This window comes from Flavobacterium sp. SLB02 (assembly GCF_009664855.1).
GTDB lineage: Bacteria > Bacteroidota > Bacteroidia > Flavobacteriales > Flavobacteriaceae > Flavobacterium.
Window position 1 is genome coordinate 5031226 of record NZ_CP045928.1, and the last position, 22672, is coordinate 5053897.

The 22672-nt window shown below is 34.3% G+C and carries 14 protein-coding genes and 2 pseudogenes; 8 read left to right on the plus strand and 8 right to left on the minus strand.

Annotated elements, in window-relative coordinates; all coding sequences use genetic code 11:
• Window positions 1-25 precede the first annotated feature (25 nt).
• Window positions 26-1128 (minus strand): annotated as a pseudogene (locus GIY83_RS18855) (endonuclease/exonuclease/phosphatase family protein).
• A 229-nt stretch (window positions 1129-1357) separates the two neighbouring features.
• Here GIY83_RS18855 and GIY83_RS18860 point away from each other — a divergent pair.
• From GIY83_RS18860 to GIY83_RS18885, 6 genes and pseudogenes are all read left to right on the plus strand, one after another.
• On the plus strand, window positions 1358-2257 hold the full coding sequence (locus tag GIY83_RS18860; RefSeq protein WP_208682863.1) for an LD-carboxypeptidase: 900 nt from the start codon (window positions 1358-1360) through the stop codon (window positions 2255-2257).
• A gap of 157 nt (window positions 2258-2414) precedes the next feature.
• Window positions 2415-2786: pseudogene (locus tag GIY83_RS18865) on the plus strand (YraN family protein).
• 120 nt (window positions 2787-2906) lie between these two features.
• Window positions 2907-3563, plus strand: coding sequence for a hypothetical protein (locus GIY83_RS18870; protein WP_008466087.1), 657 nt, complete (start codon window positions 2907-2909; stop codon window positions 3561-3563).
• A 617-nt stretch (window positions 3564-4180) separates the two neighbouring features.
• On the plus strand, window positions 4181-4300 hold the full coding sequence (locus tag GIY83_RS24975) for an RNA polymerase sigma factor (RefSeq protein ID WP_229029135.1): 120 nt from the start codon (window positions 4181-4183) through the stop codon (window positions 4298-4300).
• A 111-nt stretch (window positions 4301-4411) separates the two neighbouring features.
• Window positions 4412-4849 (plus strand): hypothetical protein, encoded by a 438-nt coding sequence (locus GIY83_RS18880; protein ID WP_228520349.1) that lies wholly within the window; start codon window positions 4412-4414, stop codon window positions 4847-4849.
• Window positions 4850-4898: 49 nt separating this feature from the next.
• A complete protein-coding gene (locus GIY83_RS18885; RefSeq protein WP_229029136.1) occupies window positions 4899-7079 on the plus strand; it encodes a glycoside hydrolase family 97 protein in 2181 nt (726 codons plus the stop codon).
• A 141-nt stretch (window positions 7080-7220) separates the two neighbouring features.
• On the opposite strand, the gene GIY83_RS18890 is transcribed toward GIY83_RS18885, so the two are convergent.
• A complete protein-coding gene (locus tag GIY83_RS18890) occupies window positions 7221-7775 on the minus strand; it encodes a DUF5683 domain-containing protein (RefSeq protein WP_194615163.1) in 555 nt (184 codons plus the stop codon).
• Between the two features lie 214 nt (window positions 7776-7989).
• Here GIY83_RS18890 and GIY83_RS18895 point away from each other — a divergent pair, with 214 nt between their 5' ends.
• Window positions 7990-8721 carry an AAA family ATPase gene (locus GIY83_RS18895; protein WP_208682865.1) on the plus strand — a complete coding sequence of 244 codons (732 nt, stop codon included), beginning with the start codon at window positions 7990-7992 and terminating at the stop codon, window positions 8719-8721.
• 137 nt (window positions 8722-8858) lie between these two features.
• On the opposite strand, the gene mfd is transcribed toward GIY83_RS18895, so the two are convergent.
• Window positions 8859-12224, minus strand: coding sequence for a transcription-repair coupling factor (gene mfd / locus GIY83_RS18900; RefSeq protein ID WP_194615161.1), 3366 nt, complete (start codon window positions 12222-12224; stop codon window positions 8859-8861).
• Window positions 12217-12843, minus strand: a complete 627-nt coding sequence (locus tag GIY83_RS18905) for a hypothetical protein (RefSeq protein ID WP_194615160.1) — start codon at window positions 12841-12843, stop codon at window positions 12217-12219. Before GIY83_RS18905 ends, mfd begins: the two co-directional genes overlap by 8 nt.
• A 493-nt stretch (window positions 12844-13336) precedes the next feature.
• Between GIY83_RS18905 and GIY83_RS18910 the strand changes: the two genes are divergently transcribed.
• Window positions 13337-14275: an L-threonine 3-dehydrogenase gene (locus GIY83_RS18910; RefSeq protein ID WP_194615159.1), complete on the plus strand. Its 939-nt coding sequence runs from the start codon at window positions 13337-13339 to the stop codon at window positions 14273-14275.
• Between the two features lie 97 nt (window positions 14276-14372).
• Here GIY83_RS18910 and GIY83_RS18915 read toward each other — a convergent pair whose 3' ends face one another.
• The 4 genes from GIY83_RS18915 to GIY83_RS18930 all read right to left on the minus strand — a co-directional run bounded on the left by GIY83_RS18915 (window position 14373) and on the right by GIY83_RS18930 (window position 22357).
• Window positions 14373-17180 (minus strand): VIT domain-containing protein, encoded by a 2808-nt coding sequence (locus GIY83_RS18915; RefSeq protein ID WP_208682867.1) that lies wholly within the window; start codon window positions 17178-17180, stop codon window positions 14373-14375.
• A gap of 65 nt (window positions 17181-17245) precedes the next feature.
• On the minus strand, window positions 17246-18385 hold the full coding sequence (locus tag GIY83_RS18920; protein ID WP_194615157.1) for a serine protease: 1140 nt from the start codon (window positions 18383-18385) through the stop codon (window positions 17246-17248).
• Between the two features lie 393 nt (window positions 18386-18778).
• Window positions 18779-20659, minus strand: a complete 1881-nt coding sequence (locus GIY83_RS18925) for a M1 family metallopeptidase (protein WP_194615156.1) — start codon at window positions 20657-20659, stop codon at window positions 18779-18781.
• 63 nt (window positions 20660-20722) lie between these two features.
• Window positions 20723-22357 carry a S8 family peptidase gene (locus GIY83_RS18930; RefSeq protein WP_194615155.1) on the minus strand — a complete coding sequence of 545 codons (1635 nt, stop codon included), beginning with the start codon at window positions 22355-22357 and terminating at the stop codon, window positions 20723-20725.
• Window positions 22358-22672 lie beyond the last annotated feature (315 nt).

A 22672-nucleotide genomic window follows, 5' to 3' on the forward strand; every position in this document is an offset into this window, starting at 1 on the left:
AGTTTTCAGTAACCGTGACTGAAAACTATTTCATCTCCTTGATCAGATAAATATAAACCGGGAAATGATCACTAAAGCCAACTTCAGTTAAACTATGCCGAAGCGGATATCCTTTGTATTGCCCCGAGGTTGTAATGAGATAGGGTTTACTAAAAATACCGGCTTTCCAATATTTGAAGGTTGAAAAATCCGGTTTTATAATGGATTCGGTTATGATGATCTGGTCGAAAATATCCCAGGAATCTCTAAAAGCTATCGTTCCCATGCCTTTATTTACCATTTCTTCAAACGGATTAAAAGTACCAAATTCGGGAACTTCGCTCTTTTTTGCTTTTGCTCCTAAAGCTACTTTCACACTTCGGTTAAACGGACCATCATTTAGATCGCCCATCGTCATGACTTTTGCATTGGGATTTATTTGTTGGAGCGAATCGATAATTTTTCGATTTAAACTTCCTGCCAATTCCCGGAACGGACTGCTCTTTTTTTCGCCACCTGATCTCGATGGGCAGTGATTGACAATAATATGTATTTCCTCGCCTTCGAGAAAACCGGTTACTAAAAGCTGATCTCTTGTAAAAATTCGATTGTTATTGACTGTTTTTATTTCGATTTCATCATCTGGTTCTTCTTTCTTTTCTTCTTTTGCAATTGTATTATTTTTATAGATATATAAAGGAATATTAGAATAAGAAGTGGGTCTGAAATATTTTTTTTTGATTAGAGTAAGGCCACATCAATTCCTGGTTTGTCAGGAGAATCAAAATGAATGATTCTGTAGTCAAGATGCTGTAATTTGGGTTGTTTGATTAAGTCTTCGATAATGCCGCGATTTTCGATTTCAGAACCTCCAATTATTGTTGGCGCATTGGGATTTTCAGGAGTTCCTATTTCTGATAAAACACGGGAAAGATTTTTTAATTTTTGCTCGTATTTTTCCTTGGTCCAATGTTGTGCTCCATCAGGAGTCCATTCATCATCATGTGTTGTTGGATCATTTATAGTATCGAAAAGATTTTCGAAATTATAAAACGCAACGGTATGAATGGTATACTTTTTTGACTGTGCATGTGAAATCGAAAGAAAAAACAGCGCAATAAAATATACCTGAAATCTAATAATCTTCATGAACTTACTATTTTAAAAAGTTCAATTTAAGCAAATTAATTTATTTGTAAGATTTTTCTAATATTTTTATTTTTTAAAATCTCTATATTTGTTTATCATTAATACTGAATTAGCAAAAGAAACAATGAACATGAGCCAAAACCAACACTTCAAGAAACTCTTTCCTTTTTGTAAATTCATATTTCTTATTTTTGCTTTGCATTCATTCACTTGTCAATCACAACAAAACATGATAACACCACCTTATTTACAAAAAGGAGATACTGTAGCGATTTTAGCAACTGCAAGAAAAAATATCGACGATAACTTAAAACCTACCATAGATTTATTAAAAAGCTGGGGATTAGAAGCCGCTGTGGGAACCACAATTGGACTTGATTTTAATCAACTTGCCGGAACTGACGAGCAGCGTGCTGCAGATTTCCAACATCAATTAGACAATCCTAATATTAAAGCAATCTGGTGTGTTCGCGGCGGATATGGAACCGTGAGAATGATTGATCTATTGGACTTTACTAAATTCAAACAACACCCAAAATGGGTTATCGGGTTTAGCGATGTGACGGTTTTGCACAATCATTTGAATACCATGGGCTATAAATCTATTCATGGTGTAATGCCCGTAACTATTCCGCGTGCTACTCCGGCTGCAATCAGCTCGATGAAGTCGAGTTTGTTTGGCGAGCCGTTATCGTATTCTGTAGCTCCGGATAAAATGAACCGTTTTGGCAAAGCAACCGGCGAATTGGTAGGCGGCAATTTATCTATTTTATATAGTTTATTAGGATCTCCATCGGCTATTGACTGCAAGGATAAAATTTTATTTATTGAAGATCTTGACGAATATTTATATCATATCGATCGAATGATGATAAATTTGAGACGTAATGGCTGTATTGAAAACCTAAAAGGAATCATCGTTGGCGGAATGACCAAAATGAAAGACAACGAAGTCCCATGGGGCAAAAATGCGGTTGAAATCGTAGACGATGTGACTAAAAAATACAATATTCCGGTAATCTTTAATTTCCCGGCAGGACACATTCAGGATAACAGAGCGCTTATTATGGGAAGCACCATTTCAATAGATGTTAATGAAACCGGAAGTACTGTTTCTTTTCAAAAATAATAATTTCTTGTTTTCTTCCATTTAAGAAGAATCCAAAATACCACATAAAATCTCGTAAAGACGCACAGTCGCAAAGTTTTATTTAATTCTTTGCGACTTTGCATCTTTGCGTGCAAAACAAACTCAAAACTAATAACTCAAAACTCATAACTTAAAAGTGGCTAAACATAATGAACTTGGGAAAAAAGGTGAAGAACTTGCTGTAGAATTTCTCCGCAAAGAAGGATATAAAATTTTAGATTGAAATTAGACTTTTCAGAAGGCCGAAATTGATATTATTGCGCAAAAAGAATCTCTTTTGGCCATAATTGAAGTGAAAACAAGATCAAGTTTAGATTTTGGTGCTCCGCAAGATTTTGTGAAACCAAAAAAGATTCAACTTCTTATAAAAGCAGTAAATGCCTACATAAACGATAGGGAAAAGGATTTTTGTGATGATTTAAACATTAGATTTGACATTGTATCCATTCATAAAAAAGGCGAAACATTTGTAATTGAACATTTTACAGATGCTTTTTATCATTTTTAACATAATTTTTTATTGTTATATTTGTAACAAATTGTTTTTTTATTTATATTTGCAGGAATTTATAACATCCCCTATTAACTAAACCACACAATTAAGTTACAAAAAAAAAGAAAAAAAATTATGAAAACCGTTTCTTCAATCGTCGAAAATTACATCAAAACAAAACCTTTTTTATTAAATGCGCTATCGCTTGGAATCATCAACCTGACGTCGCTTTCACGGAACATTATGACCGAATTGGAAAGTGAATTTGGCAAAGAAGTGAAACAAGGTGCTGTTGTAATGTCGCTGAAACGACTCACGGAAGAATTAGATTTTAAACTGAACCATAAAATCAATAAAGTAATCAAGAATATTGGTGAAATCACAGTTCGATCTGAATTGACGGATTACACTTTTGCAGCTTCTGAAACTGTTTTAAACAAACAAGCCGATTTAATTTCTGACATTAATGCTTTATCTGATATATTTTATACCTCATCTCGTGGTGTAAATGAGACTAATATTGTGGTTAGCAGCAGTGTAAATCATTTGGTTGAAAAGCACTTTATGCGCGAAAAACTAATTCAGAAATTAGATAACCTGGCTTCAATTACTGTAAAATTACCAAAAGAAAACATCGTGGTTCCGGGTATTTATTATTTCATTTTTCAACGTTTGGCCTGGGAAGGAATTATCATTAATGAGGTAATTTCGACTTCGAATGAATTCACCATTTTAGTTGGAGAAGATCAGGTTGATGTTGCTTTTAAGGTAATAAAAGACCTGAAAAACTAATAAATTTATCACAGAATCATTAAGATTCGTTATTATACTAATCCTTTTATCTTTTCTTCTCCAGAAAGGTAAAAGGATTTTTTTTTACCCTTTAATTGTAAAATCGTCATTCTGTATGGCAGCAAATAAGAATATTCGCAATAAATATTCATCTGAATAATTAATTTTACAAATTTAAGTTAAAAACATAGTCACCTGATAAAAAGGCTCTTACCACTGCATTTACTGGGATTCAGTATAAATTTTATTAAAAAAGATAGAATTAAGTTTTTTTTAATAAAATTTATTGCGAATAATATTTTTATATATTTGCTAACCAGTCAGCAAATTAGAGTATCAAATTTGATAGTATCATAATATAATTAGATTTAAATAAGGACTAATTAAATTAATGTTAGAAGCAAAGAACATAACGGCAATTATTGGCGAGTGAATTCAAAAATGGTAAATGATGCATTACTTAAAGAAGAGTTTTTTTTACGAAAGTCAGAAATCTCATAATTATAGTGATTATCTAATTTGTGAAGCTGATTGCAGGAAATTACGAAAAGAAGCGATGGGGGGGTAATTGCCTCCAAAACGAAAGCAAATTTTTAAGATGTCCCCAGAACAAAGGCATGAGTTACGAAGAAATCAGTCAGGAACTCGGCATCACAATCAATATAGTCAAGAACCAAATGAGTAAAGCATTAGAATCGATGCGGGTCTTTTTTCAGGTTCATGACCAAATTATCTAAACCAAAAAACCACATTTAACCATTAAAATCACTCTTTCCGGGTGATTTTTTTTGCTTAACTGCAAAGAACGCAACAATGAGGACGATAAATCGTAAGATATACCAGCAATCATGATGCCAACTTTACAGGAGGAACTCCAATTGAACTTTTTGGCGGTAAAAGGATCTATAGCTACATTCCTCGTTGCCGCTTACATGAAATCTGTTCCGATGATTTACAACTATTTCGCCAAAACTCCAATCGACTGGTCAACTGCAGATTCAGAAATGCTGGCTCAATACAAGAAAATAATTGCTTTCAGAAACTCAAGTACTGCTATAAAAAAAGGAACTTATACCGGATACAGCAGCGATGCTGTAAGTGCTTTTACAATGGTAAAAGATGCTGAAAAAGTTTTAGTGTTTTCGAACTTAACTAATAATGATGCAAAATATCTTGTTGCAAATTCATTAAAAGGAACATGGAAAGATGCTTTTACAGGAAATGCAGTAACTCTTGGCACTGAAATTACATTATTTCCTTTTCAATACTTAGTATTGAAGAATTAATACTGCGCAACTTTAAAATTAAATTAGATTTGCAAAAAACTAAATAAACATGAATTTTCAATCCCAAAAAACTTTTTTCCAAATTCGTTTGGGCAAAAAAATCGCGCTGTTACTTTTTGTCTGTGCCAACTCATTATGGCTTCAGGCGCAGGAAATAACTTCGCCAAACAAAAATCTTTCTTTAAAATTTGAATTAAAAGAAGGCGGAATTCCGTCATACCAATTATCATACAAACAAAAAGCAGTTATAAAACCAAGTTCATTAGGCTTAGAATTAAAAGATTTGCCTTCATTCATGGATGGTTTTACCGTTACAAATACGGGACAATCTTCTGTAGATGAAAATTGGAATCCGGTTTTAGGCGAAGAAAAAACAATTCGTAACAATTACAACGAATTGGTTGTGACTTTGGCTCAAGCCAAAAATAACAACAGATACATTCGCATACGTTTCCGTTTATTCAACGACGGATTGGGTTTTAGATATGAATTCCCAAAGCAAAATGATCTGAATTATTTTGTAATAAAAGAAGAACGTTCTGAATTTAATCTGGCCGGAAATCATAAAATTTTCTGGATTCCGGGAGATTATGATACCAATGAATATGCCTATACGACTTCGAAGATTTCTGAAGTTCCTTCGCTGATGAAAAAAGCAACTATCGAAATCAATTCGCAATGGCCAATTAAGGAATTATCGGTTCAAACACCATCTATGATGAAATCCGATGACGGTTTGTATATCAACATTCACGAAGCAGGTTTGATCAATTATCCGGCCATGTATCTTGAAGTTGATGCTGTAAATTACAAAATGCGCAGTCATTTAGCGCCTGATGCTGTTGGTGCAAAAGGTTATATGCAAACCGATGCACAATCTCCTTGGAGAACTATTGTTGTAAGCGATAAAGCAACAGAAATTTTAGCTTCAAAATTAATTCTGAACCTCAACGAACCAACAAGTTATAAAGATCTTTCGTGGATAAAACCCGTAAAATACATCGGGATTTGGTGGGAATATTTTGTAGCCGGAAAAAGTACGTGGGCTTTTGGGAAAGAGACCAACGTAAAATTGACAGATGATTTTACAAAACTTACACCCAATGGAAAACACGGAGCCACAACAGAACGCGCAAAAGAATATATTGATTTTGCTTCTAAAAATGGTTTCGATGCGATCCTGATCGAAGGCTGGAATATTGGTTGGGAAGACTGGATCAACAACTGGAAAGAAGAAGTTTTTGATTACATAACAGCTTATCCGGATTTTGATGTAAAAGCGGTTCACGCTTATGCAGCTTCAAAAGGTGTGAAAATTATCATGCACCACGAAACTTCAGGATCAGCAACCAATTATGAGCGTCGTTTAGATCGTGCTTTTCAGTTTATGAATGACAACGGTTATGATGCTGTAAAAACAGGTTATGTAGGTAAAATTATTCCGCGTGGCGAACATCATGACGGACAATGGATGGTAAATCATTACATAAACGTAGCCAAACGCGCCGCCGATTATAAAATCATGATTAACAGTCATGAAGCTGTTCGACCAACGGGTTTAAACAGAACTTTCCCAAACTGGATTGCACAAGAATCTGCCCGCGGAACCGAGTTTGAATCTATGGGAGGATTAGCTCCGGATCATACCACGATTTTACCATTTACCCGTTTAATGGGAGGACCAATGGATTATACACCAGGAATTTTCCAGACAGATCTTTCGTATTACGGAACCGGAAGTTCGCAGCGTGTTAATACTACTTTAGTAAAACAATTGGCGTATTACGTTACAATGTACAGTCCGTTGCAAATGGCGGCAGATATTCCGGGGAATTACGAGCGTTTTCCAGATGCATTTCAGTTCATCAAAGATGTTGCTGTAGATTGGGATAACAGTTATATTCTTGAAGCTGAACCGGGAGATTACATCACAATTGCCCGTAAAGCAAAAGGAAAAAATGAATGGTATATTGGAGGAATTACCGATGAAAATTCAAGAACTGCCAACATTACTTTTGATTATTTACCAGCCGGAAAAAAATTCATCGCTACGATTTATGCTGATGCAAAAGAAGCTAATTGGAACGTAAATCCACAAAAATATACGGTGACTAAAGTTGTAGTAAATTCTAAAACAATTTTAAAACAATATTTAGCCCCAGGCGGTGGCGTTGCCATTAGCATTAAAGAAGGAAATGCTGCAGAATTAAAGGGATTAAAGAAATTGTAAATTCTATTGAATTAAAACTAAAAGGCGTATGAAATTCTCATACGCCTTTTTTTATTTTAAAAAAGTTAGCCACAGATTAAAAAGATTCTCACAGATTATATAATCTTTTTAATCCTTTTATAATTTATAAGTTTGAAGCTCTTAAAAAGAGTAGGAACAAGCAAAACCGAAATTATTATTGAATGCAATATCATTTTTTATAATCGCAGGTTTAAAGGCTAAATTTTCGCTCATATTAAATTGAGATAAAGCAGCATCAATATTAGCATCGATAATATTCAAAACATAAAACCCGACGATAAATAAAGCGGATAAATCTCTGTTTCGTTGAAATTGCTTTTGGGCAGATACTAACTGACTTTCACTTAAGTTGGCCAAAAATTGAGAACCACTGGTATTTCCGGCAAGTCTCTTTTTATATTCGTCTCTGTAAATATTATAGTTTTTCTGACTATCAATATAAAAGTAAGTACTAGTCCCTATTGCTCCATAAACCAAAGGAAGTTTCCAATATTTTTTATTATAAATCTGTCCTAAACCAGGAAAAATAGCCGAGTAAAATGCTGCTTTTGCAGGACGAAGCGGATCAATTTCTTCTGATTTTAGAGAATCATTTAAAACGATTTGTTTCTTTTCCTGAGCGAAAATTGAGGTTAATCCAAAAAATAAAAACAAGAGAATAAATTGATATTGCATAGAGAAGTTTACTTTAAAATTTCTCTCAAAGAAAACTTATTAGTTCTAAGGATTTTCCTAAGTAAAAGATAAATAAAACTTAATCTTTAGATTTTTAGAATAGTTTTTTTGCTACGAATTAAACTCATAATATAAACTTTATGGCAAAACAGATTAAGGAACTCCTTAGCTTAAATGTTTTATTTTTGGGCATTCAAATTAAAAATAGTTCCTAATGATAACAGACAAACCTTATTTAAAAGAGATTTCACTTAAAAGAGATTTGATTGAGAGTTATCAACAGTATCCATTTACCATACCTTCTATAAAAGGATTGGACAAAGTAGAATTTCACCCCGATGTTACATTTATTGTAGGAGAAAATGGCTCTGGAAAATCTACTTTAATTGAAGCTATTGCTTTAAACATGGGACTTGGACAAGAAGGAGGAAGTAAACATGCTCGTTTTAGTACGCATCAAAATATTTCAGGTCTTTTTAATTATTTAAAGATTGTAAAAAGTTACAGCCTTCCAAAAGATTATTATTTTCTTCGTGCCGAAAGTTTTTACAACCTTGCCACTTACATGGAAGAAACTGATAATCTACAAGGAACGGGACACTCTTTACATGAATGTTCTCATGGTGAATCTTTCATGAAAATCCTTACTGAAAGATTAGGTGGTAACGGACTTTATATACTTGATGAGCCCGAAGCTGCTTTATCTCCCATGAGACAACTTACGATGTTTACAGCAATAGATGAGCATGTAAAAAATAATTCACAATTTATAATCGCTACTCATTCTCCAATTCTTTTGGCGTATCCAAATGCCATAATATATCAACTGGATGAAAAAGGAATAAGACAAATCGATTATGAAGAAACCGAACATTATCTGGTTACCAAAGGTTTTCTTAATAATTATAAAAATATGACTGAGATTTTATTAGATCATAACAATTAGAACTACTAAACTTCTCGCCTAGCCCCGATAGGACTCAAAATCCTTTTGTGCCGGGGTTCGGCACAAAAGATTGCAAGGGATAGCGGGACTAAAGCTCTTATGAAACGAAATAGATCTGCTCCTAAAAAATAAAAAAATTACTCCCCCAACAATTCCATCAATTCCAAAGCCCGTTTGGTCGATTTAACATTTTCGAAAGTCAATAAAAGTCGTAAACCGTTTGGCGTTTGTTTTTCTTTCATTTGGCAAAGGTTACTATGTTTTTGTACAAATTGTAAAACCTTTCTAAACTTAGACGATTGGTAATAATCAGATTGTTGGTCTGAAACGAAATAACCAATCATTTTACCTTTTTTCATTACTAGTTTCTCAATACCTACGTTGGTAGCAATCCATTTGATGCGAATACTGTTCATCAACGCATTGGCACGCGGAGGCATTGGCCCGAAACGGTCTATTAATTTATTTTGAAAGATAACCAGTTCTTCTTCATTTTTTACAGAACCTAACTCGTTATATAAACTTAGACGCTCTGTGACATTATTGATGTATTCGTCAGAGAATAAGAGTTCAAAATCGGTATCGATTTGTAAATCTTTTACATATTCCTTCGTTTCAATATCGTTCTCTTCCGGATATAAATCTTTGAATTCGTTTTCTTTTAATTCCTCGATAGCTTCGTTCATGATTTTCTGGTAGGTATCAAAACCAATTTCGTTGATGAAACCGCTTTGTTCGCCACCTAATAAATCTCCTGCACCACGAATTTCAAGATCTTTCATCGCTATGTTGAAACCGCTTCCTAATTCGCTGAATTGTTCTAAAGCCTGAATACGTTTTCTTGCATCTTCGGTCATAGATGAATAGGGCGGGCAGATGAAATAACAGAATGCTTTTTTATTGCTTCGCCCTACTCGCCCACGCATTTGATGTAAATCAGATAATCCGAAATTATTGGCATTGTTGATGAAAATCGTGTTGGCATTGGGTACATCCAAACCACTTTCGATGATTGTGGTTGCTACCAAAACATCAAAATCTCCATTCATGAAACCTAACATCAACTCCTCTAGTTTGGCGCCTTCCATTTGTCCGTGACCAATTCCGACTCTTGCATTTGGAACCAAACGCTGAATCATTCCCGCAACTTCTTTTATATTTTCGATTCGGTTATTAATGAAGAAAACTTGTCCGTTACGCTGAATTTCATATGAAATTGCATCGCGAATTACTTCTTCATTAAACCCAACGACATTGGTTTCTATAGGATATCTGTTTGGCGGAGGCGTTGTAATTACCGATAAATCACGCGCTGCCATTAACGAAAACTGAAGCGTTCTCGGAATTGGCGTTGCCGTTAATGTCAACGTATCAACATTCGCCGCAATGGTTTTGAGTTTATCTTTTACGTTTACTCCAAACTTTTGTTCCTCATCGACAATCAATAAACCAAGATCTTTAAAAACTACATTTTTGTTGACTAATTGATGCGTACCGATAACAATATCTAATTTTCCTTCGGCTAAATCTTTTAAGGTTTGTGCTTTCTGTTTGGCAGTTCTGAATCGGTTTAAATAACCAATTGAAACCGGCATATCTTTTAATCGTTCCGAAAATGTTCTGTAATGCTGATAGGCCAAAATAGTTGTCGGAACCAAAACGGCAACCTGTTTACTATTGTCAACGGCTTTGAAAGCGGCACGAATGGCAACCTCAGTTTTTCCGAAACCTACATCTCCACAAACCAAACGATCCATTGGACGATCGCTTTCCATATCGGATTTTACTTCTTGTGTCGATTTGGTTTGATCAGGCGTATCTTCGTAGATAAACGAACTTTCTAATTCGTTTTGCAAATAACTGTCCGGCGCAAACTGAAAACCTTTTTCTAAACGACGTTTTGCATACAATTGAATCAGGTTGAAAGCAATATGTTTGACGCGCGCTTTGGTTTTTTGTTTTAAAATTTTCCAGGCGTTCGATCCTAATTTATAGATTTTAGGCGGCGTTCCGTCTTTTCCGTTGTATTTGGAGATTTTATGAAGCGAATGTATACTTACATACACAATATCATTATCGGCATAAACCAATTTTATGGCTTCCTGCGTTTTTCCTTCGACCTGAATTTTCTGTAATCCGCCAAACTTCCCAATTCCGTGATCGATGTGTGTTACATAATCACCAACCGAAAGTGCTGTTAATTCCTTAAGCGTAATATTCTGCTTTTTAGAATATCCGTTTTTAATGTTGAATTTATGATAACGCTCAAAAATCTGGTGATCGGTATACGCCGTAATCTGATTTTCTTCGTCAATAAATCCTTGATATAATGGCAATACAATGGTATGGTATTGTTTTCTAATATTCTCGGAATTCGCTTCATCTAAGCTTTCGAAAATATCATGAAAACGTTTCGCCTGCGTTTCATTCGAACAGAATAAATAATTCTTGTATCCGTTGAAATGATTGTCGCTCAGATTATTCAATAACAAATCAAACTGCTTGTTGAAAGAGGGTTGCGGCTGAATATGAAAATCGAATGTTTTAGTCGTTTTAAAAATGGGCTTTGAAGCCAATTCTACTACCGAAAAATCTAAAGCCCGTTTGATAAACGAAGCCTGATTTAAAAATAATTGTTCCGGAGTGGCATGTTTTATTTCACCCGAAAGTTTCTCAAAAGCTTCTTCGGCTCTCGCAAATTGCTTGTCTAGCTGGCTAAAAAGTCCATCGGTATTTTGAATAAAAATAACGGTTTTCTCTGCAATATAATCTAAGAAACTTTCGCGGTTTTCCTGAAATATCTTATTCTCGACATTTGGGATTATCGTGATTTTTTTATGAGTTTCTACAGATAATTGAGTTTCTACATCAAAACTTCTGATACTGTCAACTTCATTACCAAAAAACTCAATTCTATAAGGATGATCGTTTGAAAAAGAGAATACATCCACAATACCTCCACGAACCGAAAATTCGCCCGGTTCTGTAATAAAATCGACTCTCTTGAATTCGTATTCGAATAAAACTTCGTTGATAAAATCGATCGAAATTTTATCGTTTAAAGCTACTTTTAAAGTGTTTTTGTCTAATTGTTGTCTTGTTACCACTTTCTCGAAAAGAGCTTCAGGATAGGTAACAATTATGGCGGGTTTCTTGCGGGAATTAATTCTGTTTAAAACCTCAGCGCGGAGTAAAACATTGGCATTATCTGTTTCATCAACCTGATACGGGCGTCGAAATGATGCAGGGTAAAACAATACGTCTTGTTCCCCGATCATTTGTTCAAGATCGTTAAGGTAATAAGCAGCTTCTTCTTTATTGTCTAAAACAACCAGAAAAGGCAGCTCAGCTTTTTTGAAAACAGCGCGTAAAACAAATGAAACTGCAGATCCTAACAATCCGTTAAGATGCATTTTTATCTGATTTTGTTCTAATAATTGTGTGGCAATCTGCTGATTTTTTGGCAGATTATCATACATTGTATATAAGGCATTTTTACTCAACTCTTTGTATTTTTTTATCTAAATTTTGTGCCTGAACCGGAACTGGATTCGAGTTCGGAATTGCACGTGTTGTATCTAACATTTTCAGGAAGTCCTCTTCTCCCTGTTCTTTCGGAATTTTACTTTTCACAAAAATATTATCCATCTGTCTTTGTAAGGACACTAATTCTTTATTGATATCTCCCACCAAAAAAGTCACTTTATCAGCCGGAATCTGATTCAAATGGATAAATAAATCCATCATTTTGACTTTAGTAATCAAAATAGAAATTCGGCTTTTTATGGCAGGGACATTAAATTCTGCAGGAATATTGCTGTTTAGCGCCATCGCTTTTTTTGAAATAGCAGTTGACTTTTTCTGGAATGCTCCAATGGTTTTTCTTGGTTTATCTCCAATTTCTTTTAAAAATTCACGCCATTCATTCCATGAACTTACTTTTTGTTCTGAAATTTCATTGATTGGCTCATCGATAAAGACCCAGCCTTTATTGATATTATTAAAAATAACTTCCTTTTTTTTAGCTTCTTTTTCATTCTCAGCGCGACGTTTTTCGTCTTCATTTTGGCATGAATTCAATACAAAAACAAAAAGCAGAAAAAGAGATATTTTATATTTCATTTGGTAAAACATTAAGCTACAAAGTTACAAAGTAAATTTACAATTACGAATTCTGTTTTTTGCTAAAGATTCTATAAATCATGGTTGTTTTTTTGGCCCACAGATTTAACGGATTACACAGATTAACACAGGTCATTTCTAACTGGCTGGAATCTGTGCTTGGAATATTTAACCGCAAAGCACGCAAGTTTTTTTTAGCAGTATGAAATAATCTCGCAAAGCCGCAGAGGCGCAAAGTTTATATTCCTTGTAACTTCTGCATCTTAGTAAAATTAAACACAAAACAAGAACATAAAGCTTAAAAAACTTTGCGCCTCTGCGCCTTTGCGAGATTAAAAAAACTTGCCTGCTTTGCGGTAAAAAAAATTACATACTCCAACGAAGAATAATCCAAAAAAGCATCTTCATCATTGTTAAATTTATAATTTGTTGTTATGAAAAGTAAAAATATTTGCGAAAACGTTATATTTGTACATCTAAAAAAACATCACAAATGAATCCAAAAATATTGATCATTGGCGCTTGCGGTCAAATTGGGACAGAACTGACTCAAAAACTTCGCAAATTATACGGAACAGACAATGTAATTGCGTCTGATATTCGAAAATTAAATACTGACGTTGTTAATTCGGGTCCGTTTGAAGTGGTCAATGCTTTAGATTTTAACCAAATTGAGCATCTTGTCGAAGTACATCAAATTACTGATATCTATTTGATGGCGGCACTTTTATCGGCTACAGCCGAGAAAAACCCTGCATTTGCCTGGGATTTGAATATGAATTCATTATTTCACGTTTTGAATTTGGCGAAAGCAAAAAAAATAAAAAAGATTTTCTGGCCATCAAGTATTGCCGTTTTTGGACCTACAACTCCAAAAGAAAATACTCCTCAATATACAGTTATGGAACCATCGACTGTTTACGGAATTAGTAAACAAGCGGGAGAAAGATGGTGCGAATACTACCATAATATTTATGGTGTTGATGTACGCAGTATTCGTTATCCTGGTCTAATTAGCTGGTCTACGCCTCCTGGCGGCGGAACTACTGATTATGCGGTTGATATTTTTTATAAGGCTATAGCCGATAAAAAATACGAATGCTTTTTATCATCAGAAACAAAAATGCCAATGATGTATATGGATGATGCAATCGATGCGACGATTAATATCATGAAAGCTCCGGCTGAAAAAATCAAAATACATTCTTCATACAATTTAGCGGCGATGAGTTTTACGCCTACTGAAATTGCGAATGAAATTAAAAAACATATTCCTGAATTTACGATTACTTATGAACCGGATTTCCGTCAGAAAATTGCGGATAGCTGGCCGGCAAGTATTGATGACGCTCAGGCAAGAGAAGATTGGGACTGGAAGCATACTTTTGATCTTGAATCGATGACAAAAGATATGCTGGAACATTTAGGATAAACCAATCTTAGCTTTTCATAAAGAACTTTTTGTCGAGCAGAAACTTTTAAGCAAAAAAAATACCGAAGCGTTTATCTTCGGTATTTTTTGTTTTTTTCTAAAATTCAAATTCTCCAATCAGAATCTTGCTGTCGTTTTCGCGTTTGTTTTCTTTCTGACTCTGGAAAACAGCTATTTTACGTTCTTGTCTTCCATCAGAATAGTACAAATACACTTCTGCCATTACTGTTGTTGGTCCGGAAAGTATATTTTGTCTCTCTCCAAAGAAATTGGTTTTAATTTTATACTTACCCTTTATGGCTTTTTTTAGTAAAAACTGTTCAGGACCAAAACCCTGAGTAAAATCATTACTTAATCTTCCTCCTATTTCTGTAGATTTATGAGAATAGGAGCAATCTTCTCCTCTGGGATCTGTAACCCAAAGGTCTATATCTGTATTGTCCTTATTCCAGTTAATTACAACTCGAATGTCTACCGGTAAATTTGCTTTTAGACGATCATCTATTTTGCTCGCATCTACATTTTTGTTTTGGCTCAGAATATTATTAATTTCCATAATCAAAATCTCCTCTATACCGTTGTCTCTTACTGAAATCTCATCGGTATATTCCTGATAAAGCATCGATTTATAGATATCAAGAGCTTCCTGAGGTTTTTTATTATCAATCAGGGCCAATGCATAATCTCTGTGGCTTTGAGAATCGAACGGTCTCCATTCCAGAATTTTCTGGGAAATCCATAATTCTTTTTCATAATTACCTCTCTGTTTTAGCAGATAATATATGGTTTTGTATAGCTCTTCATTTTCCAGATCGAGCTCTGCCAATGTGCTTAAAACTTTTAAAGAAAGTGCTTTATCTCCTTTTTTGAATAGCAATTTAGAGATATCAAAATAATACGTTACCTGCTTTTCATATTTAGAACGATTTTCAAGATACTTCTGATAGATTAATTCAGAGGACTGTAAATTCTGAAAATCTTTCATATACTCTTCGTTGCTTTCTACTTCTACCAGAGTTATTTTACCTTTGGATTTTGTAGACCCGGACATTTCTGCAGCATTACTGTAAACAGCATTATCTTCTAATTGATTTTTATTTGCTGATTCTCCTAATGACTGATTAGAAATCTTAGGGTACTGCTTTTTTTCTGCAGGCTTGAATTCGGTATTCCACCAGGCTACCAGTTCACGGGTTATATCAAAAGATTTGGATAGCAGGTTTTTTCTTTTCTCTAAAATTTCTTTTTTGTTTCTTGAAACGATTTTGTTGTATTCAGATAATAATTCCTGAGGTGGTTTAATTCCGTAACGTACATAATCATCGACGTCATCCAATACAATAAGACTGGTGTTTTTACTTACCACTCCAAACTGTTCGCTCAAATTTCTGATTTCATCGCGATTTTGAGTTGAATTGAGTTCAAGATCATTGATTTTGCTTTGTGCCCAAAATTGCGCAATTGGCCAGTTATCAACTTGTACAGCAGTATTAAAATCTACAGGGACTTCGTAGTTCTTATTTCCTACAGAAAAAACAGCAGTTAGTTTACCCAAATTTGGAGCTGAAATTCCAAATATATTGACTGGTTCATTTACTGCAGTTCCAACATTTGGAAATAATTCCTGAATATTAGCATTTTCTTTAAATCCTAAAAATATAACAGGCTGTTTACTGTATGTTTTTAGAGCAGACGGAGTGTCTAATTCATTAAGATTGATAAAATGCCCTCCAGATTGTGATGCTAAAAGTTTTAGAAGATTAAAATCTGAAGTAGGCGTACTTACTATACTATTTACAGTTTTTTTGAATTTTAAAGTCAAATCACCAAAATTTGAAATTCCGTCAGAAAATAAAAGGTATTCTTCTATTCCTGAAATCTCTTTTAATGCACCAAAGTCGGTTCCACCGTCATATTTTAAGCTAGCAATTCTATTTTTTAATGCACTCCAGTTTCCGCCAGAAACAGCAAATTCTTCTGTCTTCTCCAGCACGTTATTTAAAAGCACAAAAGATACTGAAACGTCTTTATTGTTTAAAAAATAGGCATTAAGAAAGTCAACTTCTTTTTGATGGTTTCTCTTAGATCCGCTAAATGAATTATCCCAAATAATTGCAATTTTATGAGATTTTGATTTTTCCTTCGCAGGGAAATCTGTCGCAACACTCGCTGCAAAATAAAATTTGTCACCAGAAGTTTTCTGCAACAAAATATTTGAAGACTGATTTGCTTTTGGTATCGTTATTTTAAGATTTTCGTTCGGTGTAAAATTTTGTTTGCTAATCTCAGCAACCCATTGACTTCCCTGTTTCTGAAAAGCAAAACTTCCATCCGGATTCTCAGTAATTTTGGGAATTAGCAGACTCTCATTAATTAATACTTTTAGATTAAATTTTGGAATACTAACAGTTTCATTGGCAAAAGTCAAAAGATATTGATAGTCAGAACCAAAATTTTTAAGTTCCTGATGATACGTAATTTTAATCGTTCTGCTTCCTTTCGCCGGAATTGGATAAATTCTTGTTCGGAAATTATTTCCCTCAACTTTTTCAATAATTCCAGGATCGATATTTCTTTTTTCAATACTTTCAAATATTTCCTTAGCTCTTTCTTTAGGAACAGGAACGGCATCTCTTAATTTTCCGTTGATATCTAAAGCGTAGCCGCTTATGCTTACTCCTTCTGGTAAGGGAATCGTAAGTTTTCCTTCTAAAATTCTGTCACCTGGATTGTAAAAAGTGTAAATGGCTATAGTTGTGGCAAGATTCCCCAAAATTTGGGTCTCAATTTTTGCTTCCTGCAGGACCACTGAATGTTTTTTTTGATTTTCTACGGCCAGAGTTGGTATTTGAGAAAAAACGGCATTAAATACCATTAATGCACATATAGTAAAAACTTTATTCATATTAAAAAAGTGATTTTTATTTAATTACAAAGGCGAAAAAACAACAAACTCTCAAGAGGTTCTCGTTAGAAAGTGCTGATATGCTTGGCAACAATTCCAAAATTAAAACCCTGTACCTCATCTACTCCGCTAAAATTGACTGCGATCAACTGACCACACTCATTAAATACCGGTGCACCACTGGCCCCATGCGTAGAAGTGATACTGTATTGAATTTTATTCCCGTCTGATTCTTTACTTATTTTACCATCATAAAGCTGCACTTTTATACCTGAATCTGTTTTTGCCAAATCCATTCCCAAAGGATACCCCACCATTATTGCTTTTTGTCCGGGATTTAAAGAGGCATCATCCTTAACTGCATTGTCAAGATTGATGATGTTTGCAACACTTTGCGGAGTTGTATGATCCGTAAGTCTTACAATGCCTAAATCAATATTGGTATCTTCTGAAATTTTTTCGATCTCGCAACTTAGCCATTGATCATCTGAATCATGAAGTGCAACCGCAATCTCTACCGTTTTTACATACACCTCAATATCTTCCCTCGATACATATTCTTTAACCGGAATGGCAGCTGCAATATCTGTTGTTACTTTGGCTGTATCGGTTTCTGTCTCATTTGAACTTACAAATTCTTCACCCGCTGGCTCTTCACTTGTTTCTTCACCTTCACCTTCGTAATCACCTTCACTTTCCTCGTAGGCAGATGCAATTTTCCAGTTTCTTTCAATAAAACTTTGATACTCATCTTCCGATACATCAGTGGTAAGAATTGAAGCAATTTTTAATCTTAGATTTCTTATGGCAGTATTTGTTTTTTCCTGCTCTTCACCTGATGAATTCCATGGTTGTAAAACATGGCTATTAGTCAATATTTTACCTTCTCTGTCTATGAAAAAACCTGTTCCAAAGACTGTTTCTTCTTTTGCGTCTGGAGTATTAAGCTGAATTTCCGTTCCCTTAATTTTTGCAAAATAACCATAGCTGTGTCTTATCAGTACAACTGCGTCTTTGTATTCGTTATATACTTTTGTATCTGAATCTAAACAAATAGCGGCAGGTGCCTTTTTAAAATATTTAAAGCCAAAAAAAGCTGCTGTTGAGAGAATGACTACAGCAAAGAAGATAATTTTATAAGGTTTTCTTTTTTTATTGGTAATCTCATGCAAATCATTGTTGGTTCCGATTTTTGTAATTTTCATTTGTAAATAGGTAAGTTTTATTAGTTTGGTCTAGATTGTCAATTCACAAAATCATTTAACATTTGCTGTTTTAACGGCCCGAAGGTAGTAATTTAATTATTAAATTTTAGTAGTAAAATATCATCATATTTAGAATTGATAATTTATTAAATACTCCATTACTTTTTCTTCTTTAAAGTTTTCAGATTCTGACTAAATGTAATATCTCCATTTTAAAGTAAATATTCTGCAGTTGGAATTATTCCTATAAAAACATATTAATGATAACTTATTGTTTTCCAATACAAAGCGGTAGTAATTAGAATAAATCATTATTTTTTGATTCTTTTTTAAACAAAAAAAATCCAAAGCCATAACAGCTTTGGATTTTATCTTAATTGAAATTTAAAATCTTTACTTCACTTCAAAAACATTATTTGCTGGTTTTACATCAGCCATTAATCCGCTTGGATCTATGGTGATTTTTTTGATCGCTGTTTTGTTTTTGTCGATTGTAAAACTATAGTTTTGCTGCGCCCATGCCCAATCTTCTAAAACTGTTCTTTTCACTTTTGGGTTTGGATTTGGTTTAATGAAGTTCATCATTCTTAAAGGAATGTAGAAACTTTCAGAAGTTCCATCAGTATATTCAACTGTTAGGTCGATTGGCATTGGCATTCTTCCAATTCTCTCTAAAGTTACAGTCGTTTTTCCTGCATTATCCGCAACGTCTTTGATACTGTAATCGATAGTATTTAATGTTTCTGTCCAATCGATTAAATACCAGTCTAACTCTGCCCCTGAAACTCTTTCTGCAGTTCTCTTAATATCGTTTGGAGTTGGATGTTTGAATTTGAAATCGTTAAAATATCTTTTCAAAGTTGCATCCACATTCTCTTTGCCAATTACATATTCTAACTGCGATAAAAATATACTTCCTTTTATATAAGCCGAAATACTGTACGGTCTGTTTTCGTCGTAACGATCTCCGTGTGTACCTTGTGGCTGCTCTTTACCTGAATTTACTAATTGGTAATAAGCGGCATAATTTCCTTTATAAGGATTTACTTCTTTTTTATCTCCTTTTAATTCATTCAAAGCCCCATCTTCGATATAAGTTGTGAAACCTTCATCCATCCATGGGTGTTTAGACTCGTTTGAAGCTAAAATATGCTGAAACCATGAATGTCCTAATTCATGCGTTGCAGTTCCCAAAATTCCCTGAAGTGTTCCGTTTCCTAACATCAAAGTACACATTGCATACTCCATTCCGCCATCTCCACCCTGAATAAAGGAGTATTGTTTGTACGGATATGCACCTACTCTTTGATTGTAATACTCCATTACTTTGACCATTAAAGGCTCTAATTGTTTCCAATTTTCAGTAGTTTTTGGATTGTTTTTGTAGAAGAAATGCAAATCGACATCGTTTGGTCCTTTTACAATATCATGCGTATATTCTTTGTCTGCTGCCCATGTAAAATCGTGAACATTTGGCGCAATAAAATGCCAGGTCAACGTTTTTGTTTTCTTTGGATATACAACCGTTACGCCAGTATCTTCATACCCGTGACCAATCGTGTTTTTGTCCTGCAAATATCCTGAACCTCCAATAGTATAGTCTTTATCGATTGTAATTTTTACATCGAAATTACCCCAAACACCGTGAAATTCTCTCGCAATGTATGGATCTGCGTGCCAGCCTTCAAAATCAAATTCTGCTAATTTTGGATACCATTGTGACATTGAAAGCTCTACTCCCTCAGAATTATTACGTCCTGAACGACGAACCTGTACCGGAACTTGTCCGTCGAAATCTAAGGTAAAAGTAGTCTTGGTATTCGGTAAAATTGCTTTAGCCAGAGTTACTTCAAGGATTGTTCCTGAAACTCTGGTTTGCGCCGTTACGCCATCTTGTTTTAAGTTGGTGATTTTTAGAAACCCAATTTCGTTTGGTTTTAAGGTTTCAATTCGGCTTTGTTTGGTTTCCTTTCCGTCTGTACCTTTTATTTTGGTTACCATTCTTCCGTCAGGATCTTTTATAAAATGCAAACGTGCATCCATTTCACTTCCCGGCTGAAATGCATTTGGAAATAAATGGTAAAATACCTTTTTTAAAGTATCAGGAGAATTATTGGTATACACCAATTCTTGTTTTCCTTTGTACTGGTAGTTTTTTACATCCATAGAAACCTCCATTTTATAATCGGCGTGTTGTTGCCAATATGGAGCACTTTGTGCAAATGCTGAGTTTAAACCTAAACTCAAAAAGGAAAGTAGTATAATTTTTCGCATCGTTTTTTCAATAAAAATGGAAGAGTTGCCACTCTTCCATTAGGTTACTATTTTGTGTTATTTTTATTTTTTTGACATTTTTTCTGCCATCAATAAAGCATTATAAGCATTCACCATTTTCGCAGTTTTTGATGATTCTACAGAAGAAACTGCTACCGGTTTTTCGTCCGGATTTGGATTTTCTCCTAAAATTATCATTGATGGAAGTGCTACTCCTGAATCCATTAAAATTTGTTTTACCTGAACTGCTTTTAGTTTTGGATAATAAGAACGAATTAGTGCTGCAACTCCTGCCGCATTTGGAGACGCCATTGAAGTTCCTTGCAAATACTTGTATTTATTATTTGGAACAGTTGCGTAAATCTCTTCACCCGGAGCAAAAACGTCAACATTTATTTTTCCGAAGTTCGAAAACGGAGCTACAACAGTTTCTCCATATGCTTTGTTGATTGCGCCAATTGTAATCACGTTATTAGCAAATTCTTTTACGTTATCTTCAGAATCATTTGGGTAATTAATGTTTTCTGTTTTATCGATATTGTATCCGTCATTTCCTGCCGCGTGTACAATTAAAACATCTTTTTTAGCAGCATATTTTATGGCATCGTAAACCCATTTTTTGTGCGGAGAAAAACTTTTCCCGAAACTTCCGTTGATTACTTTTGCTCCGTTATCAACTGCATAACGAATCGCCAAAGCGATATCTTTATCATACTCATCTCCGTCAGGAACTGCCCTTACGGTTAATATTTCGACATTGTTTGCAACCCCGTCTCCTCCTAAATCATTACCACGAACTTGTGCAATGATTCCGGCAACGTGAGTTCCGTGCAATGCTTTTTCTTTATCTGGTCCAAAAACTACATTATTTCCGTAATGGTTGTCTTTGATATCTTCCGGATTATCACCTACGATTTTTCTTCCGTCGTATTCTTTGTTCAAATTATAATTAAACTGATCGTAAACTGATTCTCTATAATCTTCTAATTCTGCTTCAGGGTCAAAAGTTGGTCCTGCATTAGTCAAAATTTGAGTCATTACCATTTTACTTCTAGCTACTTTTGGATCAGTCGAAGTAACTTTGCTTAGATCTTCTAGTTTATAAGTCGTTTTATTTAACTCTTTTTTTATAGTATTATGCACATCTATCAAGAAGTCTACTTGTTGTTTGTCTTCTAAAACTTTTTTAGACTTTTCTTCGTATTGTGCTAAAGCTGCTTTGTATTGCGCTGATCCATCATCTACTTTTTTGACAATACGGGTCATCTCAAGATTTTCGTGAACAGCATCTCCAAGAAAATTCCATCCATGAACATCATCAATAAATCCGTTTTTGTCATCATCAATTCCATTCCCCGGAATCTCTTTAGGGTTGGTCCAGATCATTCCTTGTAAATCAGGATGCTCGATATCTACACCAGAATCTACAATCCCTACAATTACTTTTACTCCTTTTTTTCCTTGTAATAATTCGGCGTAAGCTCTGTCAACACTCATTCCCGGAATCGAATCTTTGATTAAATCAAGATGACTCCATCTTTTTAGTTCGTTTTCGCTAAGCGGTGCTTTTTTAACCACTGCCAAAGGAGCAGTAATGATTTCTTTAGTAGAAGAAGTCTGTGCTTGCAAAGTAGCACTGCAACCTGCAAGTACAAGTAATGCAAAAGTTGATAAAGTATTTATTTTTATAGGACTCATGTATCTATTTTTAGTAAAAGTTAAAATATGGGCCTAAATTATGATTTTTTGTTACATAAAACTAACGATTAACACTGTGTTATGATTTTCAATTATAAAAATCTATGTTCCAAAAAAGAATCCGCCTTTTTAAAGCGGATTTAAAAATTAAAAGAAATCATTAACATGAATAACAACCTTCTTCATAAAGAAGATACATGTGATATGCTTTTACTTTCCATCCAAAATTATTACCTGCCGGCCCTCCAATTCCTTCATTAATTTCTTTTAACTGATCAGAGATTCAAGAGTTACTAATCCTAATTCATTTGCATT

What these genes read in the sequence shown, in the direction of transcription:
- GIY83_RS18860 (WP_208682863.1), top strand. Translation starts at nt 1,358, where the DNA reads ATGATAACACCACCTTATTTACAAAAAGGAGATACTGTAGCGATTTTA.
- GIY83_RS18870 (WP_008466087.1), top strand. Translation starts at nt 2,907, where the DNA reads ATGAAAACCGTTTCTTCAATCGTCGAAAATTACATCAAAACAAAACCT.
- GIY83_RS24975 (WP_229029135.1), top strand. Translation starts at nt 4,181, where the DNA reads ATGAGTTACGAAGAAATCAGTCAGGAACTCGGCATCACAATCAATATA.
- GIY83_RS18880 (WP_228520349.1), top strand. Translation starts at nt 4,412, where the DNA reads ATGATGCCAACTTTACAGGAGGAACTCCAATTGAACTTTTTGGCGGTA.
- GIY83_RS18885 (WP_229029136.1), top strand. Translation starts at nt 4,899, where the DNA reads ATGAATTTTCAATCCCAAAAAACTTTTTTCCAAATTCGTTTGGGCAAA.
- GIY83_RS18890 (WP_194615163.1), bottom strand. Translation starts at nt 7,775, where the DNA reads ATGCAATATCAATTTATTCTCTTGTTTTTATTTTTTGGATTAACCTCA.
- GIY83_RS18895 (WP_208682865.1), top strand. Translation starts at nt 7,990, where the DNA reads ATGATAACAGACAAACCTTATTTAAAAGAGATTTCACTTAAAAGAGAT.
- GIY83_RS18905 (WP_194615160.1), bottom strand. Translation starts at nt 12,843, where the DNA reads ATGAAATATAAAATATCTCTTTTTCTGCTTTTTGTTTTTGTATTGAAT.
- GIY83_RS18910 (WP_194615159.1), top strand. Translation starts at nt 13,337, where the DNA reads ATGAATCCAAAAATATTGATCATTGGCGCTTGCGGTCAAATTGGGACA.
- GIY83_RS18915 (WP_208682867.1), bottom strand. Translation starts at nt 17,180, where the DNA reads ATGAATAAAGTTTTTACTATATGTGCATTAATGGTATTTAATGCCGTT.
- GIY83_RS18920 (WP_194615157.1), bottom strand. Translation starts at nt 18,385, where the DNA reads ATGAAAATTACAAAAATCGGAACCAACAATGATTTGCATGAGATTACC.
- GIY83_RS18925 (WP_194615156.1), bottom strand. Translation starts at nt 20,659, where the DNA reads ATGCGAAAAATTATACTACTTTCCTTTTTGAGTTTAGGTTTAAACTCA.
- GIY83_RS18930 (WP_194615155.1), bottom strand. Translation starts at nt 22,357, where the DNA reads ATGAGTCCTATAAAAATAAATACTTTATCAACTTTTGCATTACTTGTA.